The sequence below is a fragment of the Pseudomonas sp. Sample_21 genome, assembly GCF_004307525.1.
Lineage (GTDB): Bacteria > Pseudomonadota > Gammaproteobacteria > Pseudomonadales > Pseudomonadaceae > Aquipseudomonas > Aquipseudomonas atacamensis.
Genome location: NZ_RCNZ01000035.1, coordinates 1 through 22957, shown reverse-complemented (window position 1 = coordinate 22957; position 22957 = coordinate 1). Strand labels below are relative to the sequence as shown.

The 22957-nt window shown below is 60.2% G+C and carries 27 protein-coding genes; 12 read left to right on the top strand and 15 right to left on the bottom strand.

Annotated features, from left to right (window positions below; all coding sequences use genetic code 11):
* Positions 1 to 68: 68 nt before the first annotated feature.
* Positions 69 to 833 carry an AraC family transcriptional regulator gene (locus D8U71_RS03825; RefSeq protein WP_125925336.1) on the bottom strand — a complete coding sequence of 255 codons (765 nt, stop codon included), beginning with the start codon at positions 831 to 833 and terminating at the stop codon, positions 69 to 71.
* Between the two features lie 135 nt (positions 834 to 968).
* On the opposite strand from D8U71_RS03825, the gene D8U71_RS03820 reads away from it, so the two are divergent.
* Entirely contained in the window at positions 969 to 1784 is an 816-nt protein-coding gene (locus tag D8U71_RS03820) for a UDP-2,3-diacylglucosamine diphosphatase (RefSeq protein WP_024012063.1), read from the top strand.
* 110 nt (positions 1785 to 1894) lie between these two features.
* Here D8U71_RS03820 and D8U71_RS03815 read toward each other — a convergent pair whose 3' ends face one another.
* Together D8U71_RS03815 and D8U71_RS03810 are read right to left on the bottom strand one after the other, a co-directional pair.
* Positions 1895 to 2485, bottom strand: coding sequence for an HD domain-containing protein (locus D8U71_RS03815; protein WP_016771136.1), 591 nt, complete (start codon positions 2483 to 2485; stop codon positions 1895 to 1897).
* A gap of 14 nt (positions 2486 to 2499) precedes the next feature.
* Positions 2500 to 2811, bottom strand: coding sequence for a DUF962 domain-containing protein (locus tag D8U71_RS03810; RefSeq protein ID WP_122611674.1), 312 nt, complete (start codon positions 2809 to 2811; stop codon positions 2500 to 2502).
* Positions 2812 to 2976: 165 nt separating this feature from the next.
* Between D8U71_RS03810 and D8U71_RS03805 the strand changes: the two genes are divergently transcribed.
* Positions 2977 to 4038, top strand: a complete 1062-nt coding sequence (locus D8U71_RS03805; RefSeq protein WP_201278847.1) for an AraC family transcriptional regulator — start codon at positions 2977 to 2979, stop codon at positions 4036 to 4038.
* Here the strand turns inward: D8U71_RS03805 and D8U71_RS03800 are convergent.
* The gene (locus tag D8U71_RS03800; RefSeq protein WP_024012066.1) at positions 3995 to 5449 is read right to left on the bottom strand and encodes a TrkH family potassium uptake protein; all 1455 of its coding nucleotides are present in this window, start codon (positions 5447 to 5449) and stop codon (positions 3995 to 3997) included. The two genes, D8U71_RS03805 and D8U71_RS03800, sit on opposite strands and share 44 nt — an antisense overlap.
* 121 nt (positions 5450 to 5570) lie before the next feature.
* Here D8U71_RS03800 and D8U71_RS03795 point away from each other — a divergent pair, with 121 nt between their 5' ends.
* Positions 5571 to 6137, top strand: a complete 567-nt coding sequence (locus D8U71_RS03795) for a nitroreductase family protein (protein WP_016771132.1) — start codon at positions 5571 to 5573, stop codon at positions 6135 to 6137.
* Between the two features lie 214 nt (positions 6138 to 6351).
* On the opposite strand, the gene D8U71_RS03790 is transcribed toward D8U71_RS03795, so the two are convergent.
* Both D8U71_RS03790 and D8U71_RS03785 read right to left on the bottom strand, forming a co-directional pair.
* Positions 6352 to 7692, bottom strand: a complete 1341-nt coding sequence (locus D8U71_RS03790; RefSeq protein ID WP_130887184.1) for a HAMP domain-containing sensor histidine kinase — start codon at positions 7690 to 7692, stop codon at positions 6352 to 6354.
* A 176-nt stretch (positions 7693 to 7868) separates the two neighbouring features.
* Complete coding sequence (locus tag D8U71_RS03785; RefSeq protein ID WP_042607494.1) at positions 7869 to 8321, bottom strand: Spy/CpxP family protein refolding chaperone; 453 nt, start codon at positions 8319 to 8321, stop codon at positions 7869 to 7871.
* A 264-nt stretch (positions 8322 to 8585) separates the two neighbouring features.
* Between D8U71_RS03785 and D8U71_RS03780 the strand changes: the two genes are divergently transcribed.
* A complete protein-coding gene (locus D8U71_RS03780) occupies positions 8586 to 9059 on the top strand; it encodes a hypothetical protein (RefSeq protein ID WP_130887183.1) in 474 nt (157 codons plus the stop codon).
* A 160-nt stretch (positions 9060 to 9219) separates the two neighbouring features.
* Here D8U71_RS03780 and D8U71_RS03775 read toward each other — a convergent pair whose 3' ends face one another.
* The 4 genes from D8U71_RS03775 to D8U71_RS03760 all read right to left on the bottom strand — a co-directional run bounded on the left by D8U71_RS03775 (position 9220) and on the right by D8U71_RS03760 (position 11553).
* Positions 9220 to 9897 carry a response regulator transcription factor gene (locus D8U71_RS03775; protein ID WP_016771129.1) on the bottom strand — a complete coding sequence of 226 codons (678 nt, stop codon included), beginning with the start codon at positions 9895 to 9897 and terminating at the stop codon, positions 9220 to 9222.
* Positions 9898 to 9904: 7 nt separating this feature from the next.
* Entirely contained in the window at positions 9905 to 10315 is a 411-nt protein-coding gene (locus tag D8U71_RS03770) for a translation initiation factor 2 (protein WP_016771128.1), read from the bottom strand.
* A 340-nt stretch (positions 10316 to 10655) separates the two neighbouring features.
* Entirely contained in the window at positions 10656 to 10955 is a 300-nt protein-coding gene (locus D8U71_RS03765; RefSeq protein ID WP_016987935.1) for a YciI family protein, read from the bottom strand.
* A 1-nt stretch (position 10956) separates the two neighbouring features.
* Positions 10957 to 11553, bottom strand: coding sequence for a septation protein A (locus tag D8U71_RS03760; RefSeq protein ID WP_016771126.1), 597 nt, complete (start codon positions 11551 to 11553; stop codon positions 10957 to 10959).
* A gap of 87 nt (positions 11554 to 11640) precedes the next feature.
* Between D8U71_RS03760 and D8U71_RS03755 the strand changes: the two genes are divergently transcribed.
* The 6 genes from D8U71_RS03755 to rluB all read left to right on the top strand — a co-directional run bounded on the left by D8U71_RS03755 (position 11641) and on the right by rluB (position 16645).
* Entirely contained in the window at positions 11641 to 12504 is an 864-nt protein-coding gene (locus D8U71_RS03755; protein WP_016771125.1) for a PHP domain-containing protein, read from the top strand.
* Between the two features lie 13 nt (positions 12505 to 12517).
* Positions 12518 to 13147, top strand: a complete 630-nt coding sequence (locus tag D8U71_RS03750) for an L-threonylcarbamoyladenylate synthase (protein ID WP_016771124.1) — start codon at positions 12518 to 12520, stop codon at positions 13145 to 13147.
* 123 nt (positions 13148 to 13270) lie between these two features.
* On the top strand, positions 13271 to 13969 hold the full coding sequence (locus D8U71_RS03745) for a ScpA family protein (RefSeq protein WP_172828192.1): 699 nt from the start codon (positions 13271 to 13273) through the stop codon (positions 13967 to 13969).
* 11 nt (positions 13970 to 13980) lie between these two features.
* The gene (scpB, locus tag D8U71_RS03740) at positions 13981 to 14946 is read left to right on the top strand and encodes an SMC-Scp complex subunit ScpB (RefSeq protein ID WP_130887182.1); all 966 of its coding nucleotides are present in this window, start codon (positions 13981 to 13983) and stop codon (positions 14944 to 14946) included.
* A gap of 144 nt (positions 14947 to 15090) precedes the next feature.
* Positions 15091 to 15282, top strand: a complete 192-nt coding sequence (locus tag D8U71_RS03735; RefSeq protein ID WP_016771121.1) for a DUF1289 domain-containing protein — start codon at positions 15091 to 15093, stop codon at positions 15280 to 15282.
* A 142-nt stretch (positions 15283 to 15424) separates the two neighbouring features.
* The gene (gene rluB / locus D8U71_RS03730) at positions 15425 to 16645 is read left to right on the top strand and encodes a 23S rRNA pseudouridine(2605) synthase RluB (RefSeq protein WP_024012076.1); all 1221 of its coding nucleotides are present in this window, start codon (positions 15425 to 15427) and stop codon (positions 16643 to 16645) included.
* 311 nt (positions 16646 to 16956) lie between these two features.
* On the opposite strand, the gene D8U71_RS03725 is transcribed toward rluB, so the two are convergent.
* Positions 16957 to 17922, bottom strand: coding sequence for a leucyl aminopeptidase (locus tag D8U71_RS03725; RefSeq protein ID WP_130887181.1), 966 nt, complete (start codon positions 17920 to 17922; stop codon positions 16957 to 16959).
* A gap of 71 nt (positions 17923 to 17993) precedes the next feature.
* Complete coding sequence (locus tag D8U71_RS28320; protein WP_003222780.1) at positions 17994 to 18131, bottom strand: hypothetical protein; 138 nt, start codon at positions 18129 to 18131, stop codon at positions 17994 to 17996.
* Between the two features lie 892 nt (positions 18132 to 19023).
* Here D8U71_RS28320 and D8U71_RS03720 point away from each other — a divergent pair.
* Together D8U71_RS03720 and arfB are read left to right on the top strand one after the other, a co-directional pair.
* Positions 19024 to 20436, top strand: coding sequence for an amino acid permease (locus D8U71_RS03720; RefSeq protein WP_123442870.1), 1413 nt, complete (start codon positions 19024 to 19026; stop codon positions 20434 to 20436).
* Positions 20437 to 20660: 224 nt separating this feature from the next.
* The gene (arfB, locus tag D8U71_RS03715) at positions 20661 to 21074 is read left to right on the top strand and encodes an alternative ribosome rescue aminoacyl-tRNA hydrolase ArfB (RefSeq protein ID WP_016771119.1); all 414 of its coding nucleotides are present in this window, start codon (positions 20661 to 20663) and stop codon (positions 21072 to 21074) included.
* On the opposite strand, the gene D8U71_RS03710 is transcribed toward arfB, so the two are convergent.
* The 3 genes from D8U71_RS03710 to D8U71_RS28740 form a co-directional block, all read right to left on the bottom strand.
* Complete coding sequence (locus D8U71_RS03710; RefSeq protein WP_041479047.1) at positions 21071 to 22258, bottom strand: MFS transporter; 1188 nt, start codon at positions 22256 to 22258, stop codon at positions 21071 to 21073. The two genes, arfB and D8U71_RS03710, sit on opposite strands and share 4 nt — an antisense overlap.
* A 112-nt stretch (positions 22259 to 22370) precedes the next feature.
* Complete coding sequence (locus tag D8U71_RS03705; RefSeq protein ID WP_039761215.1) at positions 22371 to 22553, bottom strand: hypothetical protein; 183 nt, start codon at positions 22551 to 22553, stop codon at positions 22371 to 22373.
* Between the two features lie 70 nt (positions 22554 to 22623).
* Entirely contained in the window at positions 22624 to 22755 is a 132-nt protein-coding gene (locus D8U71_RS28740; RefSeq protein WP_016771117.1) for a hypothetical protein, read from the bottom strand.
* Between the last annotated feature and the right edge of the window lie 202 nt (positions 22756 to 22957).

The following is a 22957-nucleotide window of genomic DNA, read 5'->3' as shown; positions in this document are numbered from 1 at the left end:
TTCCTTTTTTCAGGTTTAACTTCATGGGGCCATTGAACCGCGTCTCGACCTGCAAGTCTGTCGGCAGGCTATCGTCTTTTGTCGCAGGAATCGCGCCGAAGATGTCCGGGCGAGGAGCCGAACTCACGTAGGACTGCGGCCGAGAACGCACTTTGCGAGCTGTAACCGACGCGACTGGCTACTTCACCAATCGGCAATGCAGTGTCGCGCAGCAGTTGCACCGCGAGATGCAGGCGTCGACTGCGGATGTAATCCATCGGCGTCTGTCCGCATTCGGCCATGAACCGTGCGTGCAGGCGCGCGCTGGACAACCCGGCCACGCGCGCCAGGTCAGCGACTTGCAGCGGATAGCCGGCGTATTGCTCGATGTGCGCATCCAGCGCGGCGTAGGGCAGGCGACGCGCGCGGAGTTCGGCAGGTTGCGCGTGATTGAGACTGGCCAGCAGCAACACTGCGCCTTGCTGCGCTATCAACGGATCGCTGACCGGACTGTTCGCCAGCCAGTTGACCAATTGGCTCTGCCCCGAGTCCAGCGACAGCCGCCCCGGATGATCGAGCAAGCGGCGACTGGCCTCGGCATGCGCGCCCAGCGAGTCCTGCGCCCATTGCCCTTCAGGGATGTCGAGCACCAGGCAGCTGCTGCCTTGGGGACTGTCGCAGGCATGATGAGCGCCGGACGGAACCACCACGACACTCTGCTGACGCACTTGGCTGCCACAGCCCTCGACCTCGAAATCCAGCGCACCGGACAGCCCGAACACCAACTGCGCGTGCTCGTGGCTGTGCACAATCAAGTCGTGGGTGTACTGGCGCAGGGTGAGGATCGGTCGCATGGCAGGTTGTCTCCGAAGTGGCCGTCAGTCTACACCGCCGTACGCCGGATGCGCTGTCACACGACTGACTCACGCCTGTCACGGTCGATTAACCGGGCGCGCGCAAGCTGGCGAAAACATCGCAGAGGGTTGCCCATGACCAGCGCCGAGCTCGCCCGACCCAGCCGCAAACAACGGGTGCGAACCCTGTGGATCTCCGATGTGCACCTGGGCACGCGGGATTGCCAGGCCGAGCACTTGTCGCAATTTCTCAAGGGCTACCACGCCGACAAGGTTTATCTGGTCGGTGACATCATCGATGGCTGGAAACTGCGCAGCGGCATGTACTGGCCGCAAGCCCACACCAACGTCATCCGCCGCCTGCTGACCATGAGCAAGCGCGGCACCGAGGTAATCTACGTCACCGGCAACCACGACGAATTCCTGCGGCGCTATTCGAAGCTGATTCTGGGCAATATCCAGTTGGTCGACGAAGCGGTGCATGTCACCGCCGATGGCCGGCATTTGCTGGTGATCCACGGCGATCAGTTCGATGTGATCACCCGTTATCACCGCTGGCTGGCGTTTCTCGGCGACTCGGCTTATGAATTCACCCTGACCCTCAACCGCTGGCTCAATCACTGGCGTGCCCGTTATGGCTACGGATACTGGTCGCTGTCGGCGTACCTGAAGCACAAGGTCAAGACAGCGGTGAGTTTCATCAGCGACTTTGAAGAAGCCATCGCCCACGAGTGTGTGAAGCGCGAACTGCATGGCGTGGTTTGCGGGCATATTCACCATGCCGAGATTCGCAAGGTGGGGGAGGTGGACTACCTCAATTGCGGCGACTGGGTCGAATCGTGCACAGCGCTGATCGAGCATTGGGACGGCACGATCGAGTTGTATCGATTGGCGGATGCCCAGGCGCGGGAGGCGGAATTGAAAGCTGCCAAAGTTGCCGAAATCGCCTGAGCGAAAGAGAACCCTGTGGGAGCGAGCCTGCTCGCGAAGGCGTAGTGTCAGACAAAACTTCTGTGCCTGATACCGCGCTTTCGCGAGCAGGCTCGCTCCCACATGTGTTCTCAGGCCGGGCTGTGTTCTTGCATCGCGGCTTTGTAAATCGAGTTCTTCGGTTGCGCAAACAGCCTTTCCATCATCGGCTCGAAGAAACTCAGCGGCAGCGTGTCATACGCCGGATCAAACGCCGCCGCATCGTACTTGGCGCAAAATTCGGCAGTGGCCTGGAACTGCGGATGATCCTTGAATTGCTCGCGCAAGTGCCGGTCCATGCCCAGGTGATGAAAGAAGTAATAGCCCTGAAAGATGCCGTGCTTCTCCACCATCCACAGATTTTCCGCACTCACGAACGGCTTGAGAATCGCTGCGGCGATGTCCGGATGGTTGTAGGAACCGAGGGTGTCGCCAATGTCGTGCAACAGCGCGCAGACCACGTATTCCTCGTCACGCCCGTCGCGAAAGGCGCGGGTCGCGGTTTGCAACGAGTGGGTCAGGCGGTCCACGGGGAAACCGCCGAAGTCGCCCTCAAGCAGCTTCAAATGCGCGAGGATCCGCGATGGCAGCTGTCTGGCATAGGCACTGAAATCGGCGGCGATAATCGCCCAGTCTTCCTCGGTGCCGTCCTTCATATGGGTGAAGCGAGCATGGGCATTCATTGGCAGACCCTCATTCAGAACGCCACGCGACCGAGAATCATGTCGCGGTACATGACGAAATCGCCGAGCAGGCTGTACAGCGGATGCTGAAACGTCGCCGGGCGGTTTTTCTCGAAAAAGAAATGGCCGATCCAGGCAAAGCTGTAACCGGCCACAGGCAATGCCAGCAACAGCAGCCAGGCGCCTTTGGCGATGCTCAGGGCGAGGATGAAGATGACCAGAGAAGTGCCGATGAAATGCAGACGACGGCAGGTGCTGTTGCTGTGCTCGGCGAGGTAATACGGATAGAACTCGGCGAAGCTGTTGAACTGCTTGATGTTTTCCACGACCGCGCTCTCTGTGGTGATTGTTCTGGCAACAAGTTGTTCGGCGGGGAGCTTATTTGAGTCTAGAGTGATCATTGGCGTGGGCCAGTGACAATCGGCGCCACTTTAGTATCCTTCGCAAATAGGGCGGTTATCTGCAGCCCGTCATGTAAAAGAATAACAACCATGAGCGAACGAACGACTTCTGCAAGCTGGGCGATGGGGATTGTCAAAGCACTGGAGATGGACGGCCTGGATTGCCGGGTTCTGTTCAAGCAACTGGGGCTGGATTTCACTGCCCTGGAAGATCCGGATGCGCGTTTCCCGCAGGATTCCATGACCCGGCTCTGGCAGCGCGCGGTCGAGGTGTCCGGCAACCCGGCGATCGGCCTGAACATGGGCAAAGTGGTGCGCCCGGCCTCGTTTCATGTCGCCGGCTACGCGCTGATGTCGAGCAATACCCTGGCCGAAGGTTTCCAGCGTCTGGTGCGCTATCAACGCATCATTGCCGAAAGCGCCGACTTGAGCTTTCGCTTGCTCGATGAAGGTTACGCGCTGATTCTCACCGTGCACGGCGATCACCTGCCGCCGACCCGGCAGAGCGCCGAAGCGTCACTGGCCTGCGCGTTGGCGCTGTGCGGCTGGCTGACCGGGCGCCCGCTGCACCCGGTCAAAGTGTTGGTTCAGGGTGATCAGCCGACAAACCTGCAACCCTATAAAGAAGCCTTTCACGCGCCGCTGGTGTTCAACGCGCCTTACGATGCGTTGATCTTCGAACGTGCCGATATGGAGGCGCCGCTGCCGACCGCCAACGAAGCCATGGCGCTGTTGCATGATCGCTTTGCCGGGGAATATCTGGCGCGGTTTTCCGAAAGTCGCGTGACGCACCGGGCACGGCAGGTGCTGTGTCGTTTATTGCCCCAGGGCGAGCCCAAGCGTGACACCGTGGCGCAGACGCTGCACCTGTCGCAGCGCACTTTGCAGCGGCGCTTGCAGGAGGAGGGCACCAGTTTTCAGCAGTTGCTCGACGACACCCGGCGCGAGCTGGCCGAGCAATATCTGGCGCAACCGAGCATGACCTTGCTGGAAATCGCTTACCTGTTGGGCTTTGCCGACCCGAGCAACTTCTTTCGCGCGTTTCGCCGCTGGTTCGACACCACGCCCGGCGAGTACCGCTTGCGCCTGACGCAGGTGCCGGACGCGGTCAATGACGCCAGAACGCCGGAATACACAGCACAAACACCGTAATGATCTCCAGTCGGCCGAGCAGCATGCCGAACGACAGAATCCACTTCGCCGCATCCGGCAGGGTGGCGAAGTTGCCGGCCGGGCCGATGGTTTCGCCCAAGCCCGGGCCGACGCCGGACACGGTGCTGGCGGCGCCGGTCAGCGCGGTCATCCAGTCGACCCCGAGCAGCGACAGCAGCAGCGCGATTACGCAGATGGTGATGGCGAAGAAGAACGAGAAGGTCAGGATCGAACGGACGATCTCTTCGTCGAGGCGGTGACCGTTGTACTTCTGCTTGATCACCGCGCGCGGGTGGATCAGCTGATTGAGGTTGGCCTTGAGCAGGATATAGGCGACCTGGAAACGGAAAATCTTGATCCCGCCCGCCGTCGAACCTGAGCAACCGCCGACAAAGCCCAGGTAGAAAAACAGCATCAGCGAGAAGTTGCCCCACAGGCTGTAGTCGCCGAGGGCGAAACCGGTGGTAGTGACTACCGAGGTCACGTTCAGCGCCACATGCCGCAGCGCTTCCAGCCAATGCAGCTTGGTGGTCCACCAGTACCAGGTGCCGAGCACCAGCCAGGTCACCAGCAACATCGCCAGCAAACCCTGCACCTGTTGATCCCTGATCAACGCACGGCGGTTGCCGCGCAGCGTCGCCACGTAGAGGGTGAACGGCAGGCTGCCGAGGATCATGATGACAATCGCCACCCAATGAACTGCCGGTTGCGTCCACTTGGCCAGCGACTGGTCGGAGGTCGAGAAGCCACCGGTGGAAATCGCCGACATCGCGTGGTTGATCGCATCGAACGGGCTCATCCCGGCCCACCAGAACGCCAGGCTGCCGAGAATGGTGATGCCGACGTAGGCCGCCACGATCAGCCGCGCCACCATGTGCGAGCGCGGCATGACCTTTTCCGAGCGGTCGGAGGATTCGGTCTGGAACAGGCGCATGCCACCGATGCGCAGCAGCGGCAGAATCGCCACGGCCATGCCGATGAAGCCGATGCCGCCGATCCAGTGCAGCAGCGACCGCCACATCAGAATCCCCGGCGACATGTTGTCCAGGCCGTTGAGCACGGTGGAACCGGTGGCGGTGATGCCGGACATGCTTTCGAAGAACGAGTCGGTGTAGCTGATGTGCTGGGTCAGCAGAAACGGCAGCGCGGCGAAGATGCACACCACCAGCCAGCTGCTGACCGTCAGCAAGTACATGTCGCGCGGGCGCAGGTGAATGTGTTCTGGTCTGCCGGGTATCACCAGAGCGAGGCCGGCGACAAAGGTGATCATGCTCGCCCAGAGGAACGACGGCAGATCGCTGGTGCGCTCGAAAATCACCAGCGTGGCCATCGGCACGACCATGGCCACAGCCAGCGTGATCAGGAAGATGCCGATGATAAAACCAATGATCCGTAAGGTCGGCAACGCCATGAAATCCGCTCGGGCTGGTGGGAGAAGGGCGCCATTCTACCTGTGGGGCAAGGCATGTAAACCGGCAGGCGCTGCGCAGATGAAGCTAGAATAGCCGCACATTTTTCAAAGGAGGTGGCCGATGCAGGCTCTCGACGCGTTGCTCAACCGTGTTTCCGTTCCCCGACTGGTCGAACCGGCCCCCACTGCCGAGCAGCGCGAAGCCCTGTTCGGCGCGGCCTTGCGTGCCCCGGATCACGGGCACTTGCAGCCGTACCGCTTTTTGACCGTCGAAGGCGCAGCGCGTGAGCAAATGGGCGAGTTGCTGGCCGAGGCGGCCCGCCAGCAGAGCGGCGAAGTCACCGACGCGATGATCGACAAGGCGCGCAACGGCCCACTGCGCGCGCCGCTGGTGGTTGTGGTCATCGCGAAATTGCAGGAACACGTGAAATATCCGAAGGCCGAGCAACTGCTTACGGCCGGCTGTGCGGCTCACGGGATTCTGCTGGCGGCGTATGCGCAGGGGATTGGCGCAGTGTGGCGCACCGGGGATCTGGCGTACTCAAAGCATGTGGCCGAAGGCTTGGGGCTGGTGGAAGGCGAGGAGGTGATCGCGTTTCTCTATCTCGGCACGCCGCAGAAAGAGCCGCGCGTGGCGGAGAAGGTTGATCTGGCTGAGTTCGTCAGCGCCTGGCCCGGTAAGGCCTGAAGATCAAAAGCCCCTCACCCTAACCCTCTCCCAGAGGGAGAGGGGACTGATTGGGGGATGCTTTGGAGTTACACCGACCTGAGCGACCTTCGCTGAATCCAGCGTCGGGATACCGGACGTCTAGTTTCTGCGAATCCATAAGGTCGATGCACAACGGCAGACAACTCGGTCGGCCCCCTCTCCCTCCGGGAGAGGGTTGGGGTGAGGGGCTTTTTCAGGGCTGGACCACGACTCCCGGTACCAACGGCAATTCCAGACTCGCCACAAAGCCGCCCTGCGGATGATTGGCCAGCGTCAGCGTGCCGCCATGCCGTTCCGCTGCCCGTTTGGCAATCGCCAGCCCCAGGCCATGCCCGGCAGCGGTCTGCCCCGGCGCGCGATAAAACGGCTCGCCCAACTGACTCAGATGTTCGGTCTGCACCCCCGGCCCGTGGTCGCGCACGCTGATGACAATCCGCTCTCCCTGCCGCGTAGCGTGCAATTCGATCGGCTGATCGCTCGGGTTGAAGCGCTGGGCGTTGCGCAGCAGATTATCTACCGCGCGTTCGATCATCGTTGGCCAGCCTTTGAGATTCAGCTGCGGCTCGGCTTGCAGGCGTACGGTCTGCTCGGGGGAGCTGAGCTGCGCATCCTTTTGCAGCGTGGCGAGCAACGCATTCAGGTCCACTTCTTCAGCGCTGGCATTGTCGGCATCGACTCGCGCCAGCACCAGAATTTCACTGATCAACGCCTCCAACCGGTCGCATTCGCGGGTCAGCCGTGGCCACAGTTTCTCACGCTCTTTAGGGTTGGCGCGCTCGGCCAAAGCCAGCGCGATGCGCAGGCGCGCCAGTGGTGAGCGCAGTTCGTGGGAGACATCGCGCAGCAACTGGCGCTGACTGCCGATCAGGCTTTGCAGGCGCGCGCCCATGCGGTTGAAATCGGTGGCCAGCACGCCGAATTCGTCACGGCGGTTGGCCAGTTTCGCCAGACTGTTCTGCTGATATGTGGTCTGCCCCAGATCATGCACCGCGCCGCGCAAGCGACTCAGTGGGCGGGTGATGGAGAAAGTCACGAGCAAACTGAACAGCGTCAACACCACCAGCGCGATGCCCAGCGCACTCAGCGGCCAGAGCAGGCTTTCGCGGTGCCAGGCGTCGAGTTCGGGGTGCGGGATGCGGTAGATGAACAGGTAGGTATCACCGGTTTTTTCGCTGGTGATTTCGTCGGTCAGACGCCGCCACGGCAAGCGGCGGTCATCGTTGTTCTGCCGCGCTTCGAATGCTGCGGCGCGGCGCGGGAAAGTGCCACGCACCACCGGATCGCCGGTTTCGTTGAGCACCTGAACGTCGATGTGATACTGGCGTTTGCGTTGTTCGAGGATGTCCTGCGCGGCTTCTTCGCCTTGGGTTTCGTAAGTCTGCGTCCATTCTGCCGCCAGCGTGTTGAGGCCGGGATGGCGGCTGAGAATCCACGCGTCCTGATTGAGCATGTGCCCGAGCAGAATCGACAGCCCGGCTACCAGAGCGATGGCCAGCCAGAAGCTCGCAAGAATCCGCCAGAACAGTGAACGCACAGAAACTCCTCGAAAATCACACCGTTCAAATGTGGGAGCGAGCCTGCTCGCGAAGACGTAGTGTCAGTCAAACCATCGCTGGTTGATACACCGCCTTCGCGAGCAGGCTCGCTCCCACATTCGATTTGAATGGAACAGGCCCGACGAGGTAAGTCGTCGGGCCCAGGGTTAAGCCATTATTGCGCCTTTTGTGCCTGCTGCGCTTTCCAGGCCTTGAACTCGGCCCATTCGGCGCGGCGTTCGGCGCGTTTCTTCTGGATCTCGTCGAACTGCTTCTGTTGCTCGGGCTTAAGCAGTGCACGGACATCGGACTCGGCTTTCTTGTGGTTGGCCGCTATCTCGTCCTTCATGGCTTTCTGGTCGGCCGGCGAGAGTTTCTCCAGGTACTTGTCGACCACCTGCTTACGCTCGTGCATCTGCTCGCCCATGATCTTGCGAATCTGCTCGCGCTGTTCGCGGGTCAGGTCGAGCTGGCTGTACGGGCCTTTGCCGTGCATGCCGCCGTGCATCTGACCGCCGTGGCGCGGGCCATCCAGTGGACCACCGAGCGGACCGCCATCTTGCGGCATGGCCATGGCCACGGTTGGCAGAGCGGCAGCGAACATCAGAGCGATAAGAGTCTTGCGCATGGTGTATCTCCTTGTCTCGTTCCCGGTACGTTCCGGATGAGTGCAGATTACGCAGATCAAGGTCAGCGGCGGTCAGCGCAGCGTAAAGCTTCGGTAAAGACGCTTCGTGCCCGGCCTTACACATATCCAGTGCAGGAGGTGCTGAAGGCTGCGATCTTTTGGATAATGCACGGGCCCAGGCTGTGATCCTCATTTATACGACATTGTCGCTCAGCGAAAGAACAACGGCTGCGTGCCTTAACAAAGCGAATACCGAGCTTCCCTATGACTAATAAAACGTTTACCAGGCAACTCGGCCCATGGCTGATGGCAGCTTTATCGGTCAATGCGATTTTTTTGGCATTCCTGATTTTTGATCATGGTTCGCAGGGGCACGATAAGAAGATGATCAAAACTAAAGAACCGTTGCTGATCGAGGGTCCAAACGGCGACGAAAATTACTACGTGCTGCCGCAGGGTACTACGCTATATCACGATAAAAGCTTTCCTGAAGGGCATGATCGTTATGTGGTGTATCTCAATCATAAGGGTACGATTGCCCACGAAGAAGTACCGATGAAGCCTGAGTACGGCGGTTCTTTCATTGATCCGCTCTGGCTGGCAAATGTTGATGCGAATACTTTGCAAGAAATTTTCAAGCGTTTCCCACTTTCCAAAAAAGACATTGCCGCTGCCATTAAGGCCAACGAGATAACCAAGGACGATTTGGCCGACATTATTCGTTCGATGCCCGATTAACCACTGCAAAGCCACCGATGGCTGCATTTCCTACAGAGCGCGGAAACGATCAGATACCCCTCTGTAGGAGTGAGCCTGCTCGCGATGGCGGTGCCAGAAAAGAATGTGTTGACTGACACACCGCCATCGCGAGCAGGCTCACTTCTACACGGCGCAGGTCTTATAGACTGTAGTAGTAACCACGGCTACGCAGCGCGACGATGCGCGGGCGGCCGTCGGGGTGGGGGCCGATTTTTTTGCGCAGGTTGCTGACGTGCATGTCGAGGCTGCGGTCGTACAGGGTCAGCTTGCGGCCGAGGGCCAGTTGCGCCAGTTCCTGTTTGTCCAGCGGCTCGCCGGGCTGCTTGAGGAGGGCTTCGAGCAGGCGGCTTTCGGAGACGGTCAGGGTCAGTTCTTTTTCGTCGATGCTGACCACGCCGCGCACCGGGCTGAAACTCAGGTCGCCCAGCTCAAGTTGCGTTGACACAGCGGCGGGATGGCTGCGCCGCAACACGGCGCGCAGGCGCGCGGTCAGTTCGCGGGGGTCGCAGGGTTTGGCCAGGTAATCGTCGGCGCCCAGTTCGAGGCCGAGGATGCGGTCCAGCGGTTCGCCACGCGCTGACAGCATCAGCACCGGCAGGTCGGCGTGGTCGTTGCGCAATTGCTTGAGCAGTTCCAGACCGCTGCCGTCGGGCAGCATCACGTCCAGCACCACCGCCGCCGGGGCGGTTTCGGCCAACGCCTTGCGCGCGCTCTGGCCGTCGTGGCAGGCGCGCACCTGGAAGCCTTCCTGGCTCAACCAGCTACTCAGGAGTTCGCACAACTCCTGGTCATCATCAATCAGTAACAGCTCGCTCATGACTCACTCAATTTAGCCATTGCCGACGTTTTCGGCTTGCACCACTGGCAAAGATACCGCAGAGCAGCGCCAATAGCGCTACCCCGGCGCCAGTGACGAACCACTGCTGTTGATCGGTCAGCAAACGCGGCAGCGGGCTGGCCTGGGCTTCCTTGAGTTGCAGCTTCAGACGCTGGTTCTCCTGGCGCAGCCGGGCGAGCTGGGCGCTTTCGCGAGTGTTGTCGGCATTTTGCAGTTGTTTGTTCAGTTCTTCGCGCTGCTGCTCACTGGCCTTGAGCCGCTGTTGCAGCTCGGTGATCTGGCTGCCGGCGCTCAATGACAATGGTGTGGAGCTGCCGCTTTCGGTGGTTTCCTCACCATGGGCGGGGGCCATGATCGACAACGTGAGCAACATCAGACACAACGGACCCTTGCGCATCGCGACACCTGTTTCCAAATGGATATTGGGCAGGTTGTCGGCAGGCAAACGAGAATAATGAGCGATTGAGATGGGTGAGAAGCAAGAAGGTTCAGTGCGCAGGAGGTGATGTTGGTGGCTGACAAATAATTTGTGGCTGATGAATATTCTGTGGCGAGGGGTTTAGCGAAACGTCGCACCGCCCCGTTGGGCTGCGTAGCAGTCCTGAAATGGGAGCATGCGGTGTGTCAGACACACCGCGTTGGATGGGTTTTGGGGCGGCTTCGCCACCCAGCGGGGCGGTGCGACGTTTCGCTAAATCCCCTCGCCACATTAATCCCTCACTGTTCCAACAGGTCGGTTACGGCAGGACTTGCTTGAACGGTTTGACGATCACATTGGCGTAGACGCCGGCGGCAATGTACGGATCGGCATCGGCCCAGGCCTGTGCGGCGCTCAGGGAGTCGAACTCGGCGACGATCAGGCTGCCGGTGAAACCCGCTGCGCCCGGATCATTGCTGTCGACGGCCGGGTGCGGGCCGGCCAGCACGATGCGGCCTTCGCCCTTGAGCGCTTGCAGGCGTTCCAGATGAGCGGGTCGTGCGGCCAGGCGAGCTTCCAGCGAGTTGGCAACGTCGGTGGCAATGATGGCGTAGAGCATGTCAGTCCTCGGTTTTTGGCGTTGTGGTATCGGTGTCATGCAGATGGCGCGACAGGTAAACGCCCTGTGCGACCAGGAACAGCACGGTCATGCCCAGGCTGCCGAACACCTTGAAGTCGACCCAGATGCTCTGGAAGGTGAAGGCGACGAACAGGTTGGCTGCGCCGCAGAACAGGAAAAAGCCGATCCAGGCGATGTTCAGGCGCGTCCAGACCGGGTCTGGCAGGGTCAGCGCGTGGCCCATGATGCGTTTGATCAGCAGGCGATCGCCGATGAAATGGCTACCGATGAACGCCGCAGCGAACAGCCAGTTGACCACCGGCGCTTTCCATTTCAGGAAGGTTTCGCTGTGGAAGGCCAGCGTCAGGCTGCCGAATACCAGGCAGGCGATCAGCGTCAGCCATTGGCTCTTTTCCAGCTTGCGCTGCTTGATGAACAGCGCGCCGTACACCACCAGCGAGCTGATGATCAGCATCGCCGTGGCGCTGTAGATACCGCCTACGGTCACTTGCTGGCCGGCAATGTCGACGACCCGTGGATCAAGTTTGTAAACGATGAAGAACAGCAGAAGCGGGATGAAATCGATGAATTGTTTCACAGTGAGAGCCAGAAGCTGGATGTGGCGGCATAATAACAAACATATGGGCGCGCGATAGCGCCAGCTGATTTGAGGTTACAACTCCCCGTGAATGTTGATTTGCACTGCCACAGCACGGCCTCCGACGGCGCCCTGGCGCCTGCGGTTCTGGTTGCGCGAGCGTTCGAAAACGGCGTGCGAGTCCTGGCGTTGACCGACCACGACACCCTTGAGGGGCTCGCCGAGGCGCGTACTGCCGCCACCGAGTTGGGCATGCAACTGGTCAACGGCGTCGAATTGTCCTGCACCTGGGGCGGGGCGACTATTCACGTGCTGGGCTACGGTTTCGACGTCAACGCCGCGCCGTTGGTCGAAGCAATCGCCAAATTGCACGATGGCCGCTGGCTGCGGTCGGAAGAAATAAGCCGCAAGCTCGCCCTCAAGGGCATGCCCGGTGCCCTCGACGGCGCCCGGCAGATCCAGCAGGAACTGGGCGACAGCGGCAACGCGCCGGCCCGGCCGCATTTCGCCGACTGGATGGTGCGTGAAGGTTATGTAAAGGATCGCGCCGAGGCGTTTCGCAAATGGCTCGGCGCCGGCAAGCTCGGCGACGTCAAGCTGCACTGGCCGACGCTGGAAGACACCGTCGCCACCCTGCGCGCCGCCGGTGCCTGGGTCAGTCTGGCGCATCCATGGCACTACGATTTCACCCGTAGCAAGCGCCGAAAGCTGATTGCCGACTATATTCAAGCAGGCGGGCATGCTATCGAGGTGGTCAATGGCCATCAGCCCGCAGAACAGGTGGGCAGCCTGGCGATCCTTGCCCGTGAGTTCGGTCTGCTGGTCAGCGCCGGCAGTGACTTCCATGGCCCTGGCGGCTGGTCCGAGATCGGCCAGTACCGGCCGGTTCCCGAGGACCTTCCACCCCTGTGGTGTCGGTTCAAACATGACACAGATATTGCCGCCGTCTGAACAGGTAGAGAATGTGAGTCAATTTTTCCAGATACATCCGGAAAACCCGCAAGCGCGCCTGATCAAACAGGCGGTCGAGATCATCCGCAAGGGCGGGGTGGTGATTTATCCCACGGACTCGTCCTACGCCATTGGTTGCCAGATTGGCGACAAGACCGCCATCGAGCGTGTGCGACGTCTGCGTCAGCTCGATGAAAAGCACAACTTCGCGCTGATCTGCAGCGACCTGTCGCAACTGGGCAATTACGCCAAGATCGACACCGGCACCTTCCGCATTCTCAAGGCGCATCTACCCGGCCCTTACACCTTTATTCTCAACGCCACCCGCGAAGTGCCGCGCCTGTTGCTGCATCCGAAAAAACGCACCATCGGCCTGCGCGTGCCAAGCCATCCGATCGCGCTGGCGCTGCTGGCCGAACTCGGCGAGCCGCTGATGAGCGTGACGCTGATCATGCCCGGCGATGAAGACCCGCTCAGCGATCCCTACGAAATGCGCCAGTTGCTTGAGCATCAGGTCGATCTGATCATCGACGGCGGTTTTGGCGGCATCAAGGCCTCAACGGTGATTGACCTGACCGGCGACGACCCGGAAGTGGTCCGCGTTGGTTGCGGCGATCCGACGCCGTTCATGGTCGAGGCCTGAATGTCCGCAGTGGAAACCGTGGTCGATCCCCAGGCCGGCGCCCAGCAGGAACTGCCGTTCGCAATGGTCTATGGTCAGGCGGTCATGGAAATGCCGCTGGACCTGTACATCCCGCCCGATGCGCTGGAAGTCTTTCTTGAAGCCTTCGAAGGCCCGCTCGACCTGCTGCTGTATCTGATCCGCAAACAGAACATCAATATCCTCGACATCCCGGTGGCGGAAATCACCCGCCAGTACATGGGCTACGTCGAGTTGATGCAGTCGGTGCGTCTGGAGCTGGCCGCCGAATATCTGGTGATGGCGGCGATGCTCGCCGAGATCAAATCGCGCATGCTTCTGCCGCGCGCCGAAACCGTCGAAGATGAAGAAGACGACCCGCGCGCCGAACTGATCCGCCGCTTGCAGGAATACGAGCGCTTCAAGGCCGCTGCCGAAGGTATTGATGGTCTGAGCCGGGTCGGTCGCGATGTGATCGTGCCCAAGCTCGACGCCCCGGAAGCGCGGGCGCGCAAGCTGTTGCCCGACGTCGCGCTGGAAGAGATTCTGATGTGCATGGCCGAGGTGCTGCGCCGTGGCGACATGTTCGAAAGCCACCAGGTCAGCCGTGAAGCGCTGTCCACCCGCGAGCGCATGAGCGATGTGCTGGAACGGCTCAAGGGCGGCGGTTTTGTGCCGTTTGTCGAGTTGTTCACCGCTGAAGAAGGTCGCCTGGGTGTGGTGGTGACTTTTATGGCGATCCTTGAACTGGTCAAGGAATCCTTGGTCGAGCTGGTGCAGAATGAGCCGTTCGCCGCGATCCACGTGCGAGCCCGAGCCGAATAACGAGTCCCTGTATGAACCTGACTGAACCCCGCGAGCTGGCGTCCCTGCTTGAAGCCTTTCTGTTGGCCTCGGGAAAGCCGCAATCCCTTGAGCGCCTGTATGAACTGTTTGAAGAAGGCGAGCGGCCGGAGCCGGCGGTCTTCAAGAAAGCCCTGACCCTGCTCGGCAAATCCTGCGAGGGCCGTGCCTTCGAGCTCAAGGAAGTCTCGTCGGGCTATCGCTTGCAGATCCGCGAGAAGTTCTCGCCGTGGGTCGGCCGTCTCTGGGAAGAGCGCCCGCAGCGCTATTCCCGCGCCTTGCTGGAAACCATCGCGTTGATCGCCTATCGCCAGCCGATCACCCGGGGCGAAATCGAAGACGTGCGTGGCGTGGCGGTCAACAGCAACATCGTCAAGACCTTGCTCGAGCGTGAGTGGATCCGCGTCGTCGGTTATCGCGACGTGCCGGGCAAACCGGCGATGTTCGCCACGACCAAGGCGTTTCTCGACCACTTCAACCTGAAAAACCTCGAAGACCTGCCGCCGCTGGCCGAACTGCGCGAGATGGAAGCCGAACCGGTGCTCGACTTCGACGACGCGCCGGTGCCGCAGAGTCTGCAGGAACTGGCCGACGCCAGCGCGGAGCCGGAGGAGGAGAAGGAAGAAACCAGTTTCCATTCCCTGCTGCTGGAGCTGGACAGCATGGAAGAGGGCATCAAAACCGATTTCGACGATTTGCTGCGCGATGCGGTGGATGGCGAAGCGCCGGTGCCCGAGCCTGAGATCATCGAGCCGGTTGTTGAAGCTGAAGTTGAACTTGAAGCGGCGCCTGACGCCGAACCGGAAGAAGACATTCTCGGTGTCGCCGAAGCCCGCGAGAAGCTCCTGGCCGCTGTCGCCGCCCTCGAACAGCCGGAACCGGAACTCAGCGAAGAAGAAGCCGAAGCCCGCGCACTGGCTGAGGCGATTGAAGCCGAACGGCGCGAGTTCGAAGACTGACGCCTATTGAGAAACCAGTGAAGACCCTTGTGGGAGCGAGCCTGCTCGCGAAGGCGGTGTGTCAGATACATCAATACTGAATGACACTGCGCCTTCGCGAGCAGGCTCGCTCCCACAGGGTGAAATGTCGTTCTGGAGATTGCGATGAGCTCAACCAAAGACCCCTGCATCAGCCTCTGCAAATTCTCCGACGACATCTGCTTGGGTTGCGGTCGCAGCAAGCGCGAGATCAAGGCCTGGAAGAAACTCGACAAGGACGACAAGCGTACCGTGCTGGCCGAAGCCGCGCTGCGCCTGATCAAACTCGGTGGTGCCGGTCGGCGGAAAAAGAAATAACCGGCAATCGATCAGCTAGTCTCTGATGCGCGATGGCGCACATCCGCGTATGATTCGCGACCCTTCGCCGATCCCTTCGGCCTGGACCCAGTTTTCAATACTTCAGGCGCCGCCTGAACAGACCACACCGGGAGGTGCCCAGATGAGTGACATCAATCAGAAAGACGACCAGGAAATCGGCCCAGCAGGCGAAAAGCTGCAGAAGGTCCTCGCCCGTATCGGCGTCGGCTCGCGCCGTGACGTGGAATCCTGGATCAGCCAGGGCCGGATCAAGGTCAATGGCAAAGACGCCACCCTCGGACTGCGCGTCGACATGCATGACGCCATTACCATCGATGGCAAGGTGATCAAACGCGAAGAGGCCGCCGAATCGGTGCGCCGCGTGATCATGTACAACAAGCCCGACGGCGAAATCTGCACCCGTGACGACCCGGAAGGCCGTCCGACCGTGTTCGACAAGCTGCCGCGTCCGAAAGAAGGCCGCTGGATCAACATCGGCCGTCTCGACATCAACACCACCGGTCTGCTGATGTTCACCACTGACGGTGAGCTGGCCAACCGTCTGATGCACCCGTCCTACGAGATGGACCGCGAGTACGCCGTGCGTGTACGCGGTGAAGTCGATGACGAGATGATCGAACGCCTCAAGGCCGGCGTGGTGCTGGAAGACGGCCCGGCGCGTTTCACCGACATTCAACAGGCGCCGGGCGGTGAAGGCTTCAACCATTGGTACCACTGCGTGGTCATGGAAGGGCGCAACCGTGAAGTGCGTCGTCTGTGGGAATCGCAGGGTCTGGTGGTCAGCCGTCTGAAGCGTGTGCGTTTCGGTCCGGTGTTCCTCAACTCCGACCTGCCGATGGGCCGCTGGCGCGAAATGAGCCAGTACGAAGTCGACGTGCTCAGCGCCGAAGTCGGCCTGACCCCGGTGGCAATGCCGCAGCTGAACGCCAAGAGCAAGGACAAGCTCGAACGCATGCAGCGCAAATCGTCGCGGCCGATGGCCAAGACCGAGCGCGTGCGTACCCTGCGTCCAGCCGCTGGCGCACCAACCGCACCGCGCCCGAGCCGTGAGCCGCAGATCGAAGGCGAGCGTCCAGGTCGCAAGCCAGTCGCCCGTGACGGCGAGCGCGCACCGCGTCCGGCCAACGGTCGCACTGAGCGTGGCGAAGGTCGTGCACCAGCCGGTCGTGGTACGCCGGTAGCGGATCGTCCAGCCGATACCACCAACAAGCGCCCGGCCAAACCGGCGCCGAAGCGTCCAGGGATTAAACTGGTCGACGGTGACAAACCCTCGGGCAAGCGTCGCGGCGCACCGGCCGGTTCCGGTCAGCGTCCGGGTTTTGGACGCAAGAAACCGGAATAAGGCAGCTGTGAGTTACTAGCTGCAAGCTACAAGCTGCAAGCTACAAGCTACAAGCTACAAGCTACAAGCTACAAGCTGAAGCAAAAACGCCAACCTCAGGGTTGGCGTTTTTTTGTCTGGACGAAAGTCTGTGCTGACACCGATCGTTCCCACGCTCTGCGTGGGAATGCCTCAACGGACGCTCCGCGTTCGGCTTTGGAAGGGACGCGGAGCGTCCCGGGCTGCATTCCCACGCGGAGCGTGGGAACGATCATCTGCGGCTTACATAAATCCCCTGTGGGAGCGAGCCTGCTCGCGAAGGGGCCAGTCGCTTAAAACACAAATCGCCCATCGAAAACCGGCTTGTCATCCAGCGCCAACACCCCGCCAGAAAAGATCAGGTCCAGGTGATGACTGCCCTTGGCGCCACCGCCCAGTCCGAGATGCAGCCCACAGTGCCGCTCCTCGAACCCGGCATTGCGCGCATACAGATCCTTCACGCCTTCGTTTGTGCCAATCCCCAACTCCTCAATTCGCCGGTTCGACGGGTTGGCATCCAGGTACTTGTTGAAATCATGTTCCAGCCCCGGCACGTCGGTGGCGATGCGGCTGATGGTCGAGTTCTCGATCCACAATTCCAGCGGCGATTCCAGCACGCCGTACTTGCGCGCGAACGGGATGGTGCTGAGGAAGGTGCCCTTGAATTTCACATGGCCATTGATGGCTTCGCTATGGGTGGCGATTTCGCCCGGCGCCAAGTCGAAATTGCCCACGCCGTTGATGTCGGTCCACTTCTTGATGCTGCTCATCGGCGTTTCGAACCATGAGCCGTGATCGTCCTTGAAACTCAGCGTGGTCGCCTGGGACATGCGCTGGATCAGGTGACTGTTGAGCCCGGCGATGCGTTGCGGGGTGATGCTGAAGGTGTCGTAGAAATAGTCGCCGTAGTCCTTGAACAGCAGCGACTTCTTCCAGTTTTCCGCCATGACCGCTTGCAGCGCACGAACGAATTCCGGGCCGTCGGGGCGCGGGTTGGGCAGGGTGGAAGAGTCGTAGAAGAAAATGTACAGATCGCTGTCGGCAATTGCCTCGGACAGCGTTGCGGTACTTTCCAGGTCCAGGCGCCGGGCGCTGAACTGAAAGCGCGGATGCTCGCCGGCCTGTTCGGCAATGGCGCCGGTCAGGGCTTCGTAGTCGGCGGTATGGCCGAGCATGACCTTCGCCGAGTCGAGGCCGGCAAGGGCTGGGTGATGTTCGAGGTAGTAAAGGAAATGCGAGATGGCGCGGGGCTTGTCCATGAATCCTCCCTGACTGACCGGGGAATGAAGCGGCAGGCACGACCGGCCGGACCGTGCCTGCCCGGGATGTCTTACAGAGGCCACATCGCCGTGCCGAACGGAACCACCGCGTCGGCTTGCATCATTTCCACAGCGGCCTCATGGGTTGGCGCTTCAAACCATTCGTCCAGTTGCAGTTCGGTATCCAAGTCTTTTTCCAGTGCTTGCATGGTCGATCTCCTAGAGAATTTCACGGTTTATGACTGACCGGTCGTGGTGGCCGGTGAGACGTGAAGAACCTAGTTGAGCGTTTTTGTGAATGCAAAAATTTATCCATTTAATTTTTAAATAGACTTTTTATTCTGTTTTTCGCGATGAATTTTCTTATTTGAAAACAAAAAACTAGGTCGGCGAAATTGATAGCAAGCTAGCGACCGTCAATATGCAGACGTCCTACAGAAATTTCTGATTCGGAAAATATTCGTTACGCGTTGTAAAGAAAACCTGACGATATTGGCCCGCCAACCCGGTGATTTCCCGTCTCGCCCTCCGTTGTAAGGAAAAGCTTCCGTAAGCCGACGCAGCGTGCGCCACGCAGGGCTCTGGCGCGCTTGTTTCCAGCCTTCAGGCAGGGTGTGATGCGCCCCATGCCTGTCGTGCAGGCGAATAACAAGAAGGAGGCGCAATGTACGCCGCGACTGATTTCCACTTCTCCCCGTGGGACGGTTTTCTCCTCGTCCCCGTCGATGGCCTGCAAAGGCCTGACTCACATTTTGCAGCCGCTCGAGACTGTCGAGGCGGACACATGCAATCCCGGCAACCGACACGCTGATCAGGCGGGTCTGGCAGCAGGGGGTTAGCGGTGTACAATGCGCCGCGTTTTAACTGTGACCCTCTGCGTAATCGCAAAAATCTCGAGGCTATCCGCCTTGTTCACTCCGCCGCGCCACAAGCGTGCCGGGTTCGATTTCGTCACAGATAAAAACAAACAGGTGACGCATGACCGTTGTAAATGAGCTGAACTCCTGGTGCCTGCGCTGGGGTTTGATCGGGGCTGCCTGAAATCGCAACCTTGCAGCAACGTCTACTGAACATCATCAAACCTTGCGTGAGACCTTTTTCATGAGTGGACAACCCTCGCAATCAGGCGAGCTTAAACGCGGCCTGAAAAATCGCCATATTCAACTGATCGCCCTCGGTGGCGCGATCGGTACCGGATTGTTCCTCGGTTCTGCCGGGGTCCTGAAATCCGCCGGGCCGTCGATGATCCTCGGCTACGCCATCTGCGGCTTCATCGCCTTCATGATCATGCGCCAGCTCGGCGAAATGATCGTCGAAGAGCCGGTGGCCGGTTCCTTCAGTCATTTCGCGCACAAATACTGGGGCGGTTTCGCCGGTTTCCTCTCGGGCTGGAACTGCTGGATTCTGTACATTCTGGTGGGCATGTCCGAGCTGACGGCGGTTGGCAAGTACATCCATTACTGGGCGCCGGACATCCCGACCTGGGTCTCCGCTGCTGCATTCTTCGTGCTGATCAACGCGATCAACCTGGCCAACGTCAAAGTCTTCGGTGAAGCCGAATTCTGGTTTGCGATCATTAAGGTTGTGGCCATCGTTGGCATGATCGCGCTGGGCAGCTACCTGCTGGTCAGCGGCCACGGCGGCCCGCAGGCGTCGGTGAGCAACCTGTGGTCCCACGGCGGTTTCTTTCCCAACGGGGTGAGCGGTCTGGTGATGGCCATGGCGATCATCATGTTCTCCTTCGGCGGTCTGGAAATGCTCGGTTTCACCGCCGCTGAAGCGGACAAGCCGAAAACCGTGATCCCGAAAGCGATCAATCAGGTGATCTACCGCATCCTGATTTTCTACATTGGCGCACTGGTGATCCTGCTGTCGCTGACTCCTTGGGATAGCCTGCTGGAAACTCTCAATGCGTCGGGCGATTCCTACAGCGGCAGCCCGTTCGTACAAGTGTTCTCGATGCTCGGCAGCAACACCGCCGCGCACATCCTCAACTTCGTCGTGCTGACCGCTGCGCTGTCGGTATACAACAGCGGCACCTACTGCAACAGCCGCATGCTGCTGGGCATGGCCGAGCAGGGCGATGCGCCGAAAGGTCTGGCGAAGATCGACAAGCGCGGCGTGCCGGTGCGTTCGATTCTGGCGTCGGCGGCAGTGACGCTGGTTGCCGTGTTGCTCAATTACCTGATCCCGCAGCACGCGCTGGAACTGCTGATGTCGCTGGTGGTTGCGACGCTGGTGATCAACTGGGCGATGATCAGCTACTCGCACTTCAAGTTCCGCCAGCACATGAACCAGACCAAACAGACGCCATTGTTCAAGGCGCTGTGGTACCCGTACGGCAACTTCGTCTGCCTGGCGTTCGTGGTGTTCATCCTCAGCGTGATGCTGCTGATCCCGGGGATTCAGATCTCGGTGTATGCGATTCCGGTGTGGGTGGTGTTCATGTGGGTCTGCTACCTGATCAAGAACAAGCGCAGTGTGCAGGCGGTGGTGGCTGCAACAGCGAAATAACCTCGCAGGCAGAAACGACAAACCCGGCCAGAGTGCCGGGTTTGTTGTTTTGAAATGGAAAAATCTGGCATCACACCGAACCCTGTGAGAGCGAGCCTGCTTGCGAAAGCGGTCCATCAGAAACATCTGCATCGACTGACACACCGCCTTCGCGAGCAGGCTCGCTCCCACAGAGGTTGAGTGAATCAGGTTATCCTGCACCCTCTGATTACGGACGCTTTTCCATGCTGGTGATTTCCAACAACGTGCATCTTCCGGATGCCGAGATCGAATTGACTGCCATCCGCGCGCAAGGCGCCGGTGGACAGAACGTCAACAAGGTCTCCAGTGCCATGCACTTGCGCTTCGACATTCCCAACTCGTCATTGCCGGAGTTCTACAAGGAACGCCTGCTGGCGCTGCGAGACAGTCGTATCACCAGCGACGGCGTGCTGATCATCAAGGCGCAGCAATATCGCACCCAGGAAGCCAACCGCGCCGATGCGCTGGAGCGGCTGGTCGAGCTGATTCTCAGCGCCACCAAAGTCGAAAAGAAACGCCGCCCGACCAAGCCGACCCTCGGTTCGAAGAAGCGTCGGCTGGAGTCGAAAACCAAGCGCGGCAGCATCAAGGCCGGGCGCGGCAAGGTGGACTTCTAAACCTCGCGATACTTCGCCGTGTGCTTGTACAGATAGACACTCAAGCCAAGGCCGCTCAACGCTGCAAATGCGGCGAACAGGAAGATCGAAGCAAAACCGAATCCTGCTGCGATCGCCCCGGCCAGCGGCCCGGTGATCCCCAGCGACAAATCAATGAACAGTGAATAGGCACCGACCGCCGCGCCACGGCTTGAGGCCGGCACCAGATTCACCGCTTCCACGCCCAGTGCCGGGAATACCAGCGAGAAGCCAAAGCCGCTCAGCGCCGCACCGGCCAATGCCCAATGTGCATCCGGTGCGATCCACAGCAACAACAAACCCAACGTTTCCACCGACAGGCAGGCAATCGCTACGCGGAAGCCGCCGAGGCGGTTGATCAGATTGCCGAACAGCAGCCGCGCGCCGATGAAGCTGGCGCCGAACAGGCTCAGGCACAGCACCGCGTTGTCCCAGTGCTGGGTCGCGTAATACAGGGTAATGAACGTGGCGATGGTGCCAAAACCGATCGAGCCCAGCGCCAGTCCGCAGCCGTGGGGGAAGACTTTGCCCAGCACATGCATGAACGGCAGGCGTTCACCGGCGACGATCGGCGCGGCGGTCTTCGGCCATGCCAGCGCCAGACCGAGCAGGGCGAGAAGGATGATGCTCACGCCCATGCTCCACAGCCCCAGCCTGCTTACCAGCCAGACACCGAACGGCGCGCCGATCGCCAGGGCGCCGTAACTGGCGATGCCGTTCCAGGAAATCACTTTCGCTGTATTCGCCGCGCCAACCCTGCCGATGCCCCAGCCAATCGAGCCGGAACCGACCAGACTCTCGGCGCTGCCCAACACCAGGCGGCCGATCAGCAGGCTGATCAGGCTCAGCAGCGGCAGGTTCGGCGTCCACGCGGAAATCAGCATGAACACACCGCTCAAGCCACAGCCGGCGAGGCCGATCATCACCGCGCGTTTGCTGCCCTGGTTGTCGATGATCTTGCCGGCATACGGGCGGCTGAGCAGGGTGGCGAGGTATTGCACGCTGATCACCAGCCCGGCGATCACCGCACCGAAACCGAGGTCACTGTGGACATAGCCCGGCAACACGGCGAGCGGGATGCCGATGTTCAGGTAACCGATGAAGGTGAAGAGGACGATGGAAACTACTTGCAGCGTAACCGCCAGCGGACGCTGGGGCTCGGATATAGACGACATGGGTAACGATCCACGGGAGCAGCAGATTAGATAGGCTGCTCATGATACCGGCGTGAACCGCTCACGGGCGGGGAAAAGTAAAACTATTTGCCGGGTGGCGTTTTCAGGATTTTGCCGGAGCGACCAGTTGCGTGGTGACGAGGGCGGCGAGGGCGTTTTCTTCGCTGCCGAAACGCTCGAGCAGGGCGGCCTGTTTCTCGGGTGAGAGGCGATTCCAGATCTCGATCATTTTCTCGGTGGCGCCGATCAGCACGGCAGCTTGGCTTTCGGAGAATTCATCGGTCATGGCGAGCTCGGGTTTCAGGCAGTGTGGAAAGCGCATGTTAGCGCTTTCCACACGGTCTGTACGGCGGGTCTTACTCTTCGCTGTCAGCTTTGCGGCTGTCAGCGGCTTCTTGCGGCTCGGGCTTTTCAGCGCCGGCGTGTTGCGGGGTCGTCTGCTCAGGTACGTGCAGGCTTGGGAAGGGGAGATTGGGAATCTCGTGCATGGTTGCGCTCCTCGCTAAGTCTGTTGATAGATCAGGTGCTCCGCAGCTTTACAAAGCCTGCGCAGGATACAGCAGGAAAAATGACAATCAGACTTTTAATTCAAATTAATGCGACAGATGGCCGCAGGGAGGCAAGCGCTGGGTCTGCTGATCGTTCCCACGCTCTGCGTGGGAATGCCTCAATGGACGCTCTGCGTCCGCT

What these genes read in the sequence shown, in the direction of transcription:
- D8U71_RS03825 (WP_125925336.1), bottom strand. Translation starts at nt 833, where the DNA reads ATGCGACCGATCCTCACCCTGCGCCAGTACACCCACGACTTGATTGTG.
- D8U71_RS03820 (WP_024012063.1), top strand. Translation starts at nt 969, where the DNA reads ATGACCAGCGCCGAGCTCGCCCGACCCAGCCGCAAACAACGGGTGCGA.
- D8U71_RS03815 (WP_016771136.1), bottom strand. Translation starts at nt 2,485, where the DNA reads ATGAATGCCCATGCTCGCTTCACCCATATGAAGGACGGCACCGAGGAA.
- D8U71_RS03805 (WP_201278847.1), top strand. Translation starts at nt 2,977, where the DNA reads ATGAGCGAACGAACGACTTCTGCAAGCTGGGCGATGGGGATTGTCAAA.
- D8U71_RS03800 (WP_024012066.1), bottom strand. Translation starts at nt 5,449, where the DNA reads ATGGCGTTGCCGACCTTACGGATCATTGGTTTTATCATCGGCATCTTC.
- D8U71_RS03795 (WP_016771132.1), top strand. Translation starts at nt 5,571, where the DNA reads ATGCAGGCTCTCGACGCGTTGCTCAACCGTGTTTCCGTTCCCCGACTG.
- D8U71_RS03785 (WP_042607494.1), bottom strand. Translation starts at nt 8,321, where the DNA reads ATGCGCAAGACTCTTATCGCTCTGATGTTCGCTGCCGCTCTGCCAACC.
- D8U71_RS03780 (WP_130887183.1), top strand. Translation starts at nt 8,586, where the DNA reads ATGACTAATAAAACGTTTACCAGGCAACTCGGCCCATGGCTGATGGCA.
- D8U71_RS03775 (WP_016771129.1), bottom strand. Translation starts at nt 9,897, where the DNA reads ATGAGCGAGCTGTTACTGATTGATGATGACCAGGAGTTGTGCGAACTC.
- D8U71_RS03770 (WP_016771128.1), bottom strand. Translation starts at nt 10,315, where the DNA reads ATGCGCAAGGGTCCGTTGTGTCTGATGTTGCTCACGTTGTCGATCATG.
- D8U71_RS03765 (WP_016987935.1), bottom strand. Translation starts at nt 10,955, where the DNA reads ATGCTCTACGCCATCATTGCCACCGACGTTGCCAACTCGCTGGAAGCT.
- scpB (WP_130887182.1), top strand. Translation starts at nt 13,981, where the DNA reads ATGAACCTGACTGAACCCCGCGAGCTGGCGTCCCTGCTTGAAGCCTTT.
- D8U71_RS03735 (WP_016771121.1), top strand. Translation starts at nt 15,091, where the DNA reads ATGAGCTCAACCAAAGACCCCTGCATCAGCCTCTGCAAATTCTCCGAC.
- rluB (WP_024012076.1), top strand. Translation starts at nt 15,425, where the DNA reads ATGAGTGACATCAATCAGAAAGACGACCAGGAAATCGGCCCAGCAGGC.
- D8U71_RS03725 (WP_130887181.1), bottom strand. Translation starts at nt 17,922, where the DNA reads ATGGACAAGCCCCGCGCCATCTCGCATTTCCTTTACTACCTCGAACAT.
- D8U71_RS28320 (WP_003222780.1), bottom strand. Translation starts at nt 18,131, where the DNA reads ATGCAAGCACTGGAAAAAGACTTGGATACCGAACTGCAACTGGACGAA.
- D8U71_RS03720 (WP_123442870.1), top strand. Translation starts at nt 19,024, where the DNA reads ATGAGTGGACAACCCTCGCAATCAGGCGAGCTTAAACGCGGCCTGAAA.
- arfB (WP_016771119.1), top strand. Translation starts at nt 20,661, where the DNA reads ATGCTGGTGATTTCCAACAACGTGCATCTTCCGGATGCCGAGATCGAA.
- D8U71_RS03705 (WP_039761215.1), bottom strand. Translation starts at nt 22,553, where the DNA reads ATGACCGATGAATTCTCCGAAAGCCAAGCTGCCGTGCTGATCGGCGCC.
- D8U71_RS28740 (WP_016771117.1), bottom strand. Translation starts at nt 22,755, where the DNA reads ATGCACGAGATTCCCAATCTCCCCTTCCCAAGCCTGCACGTACCTGAG.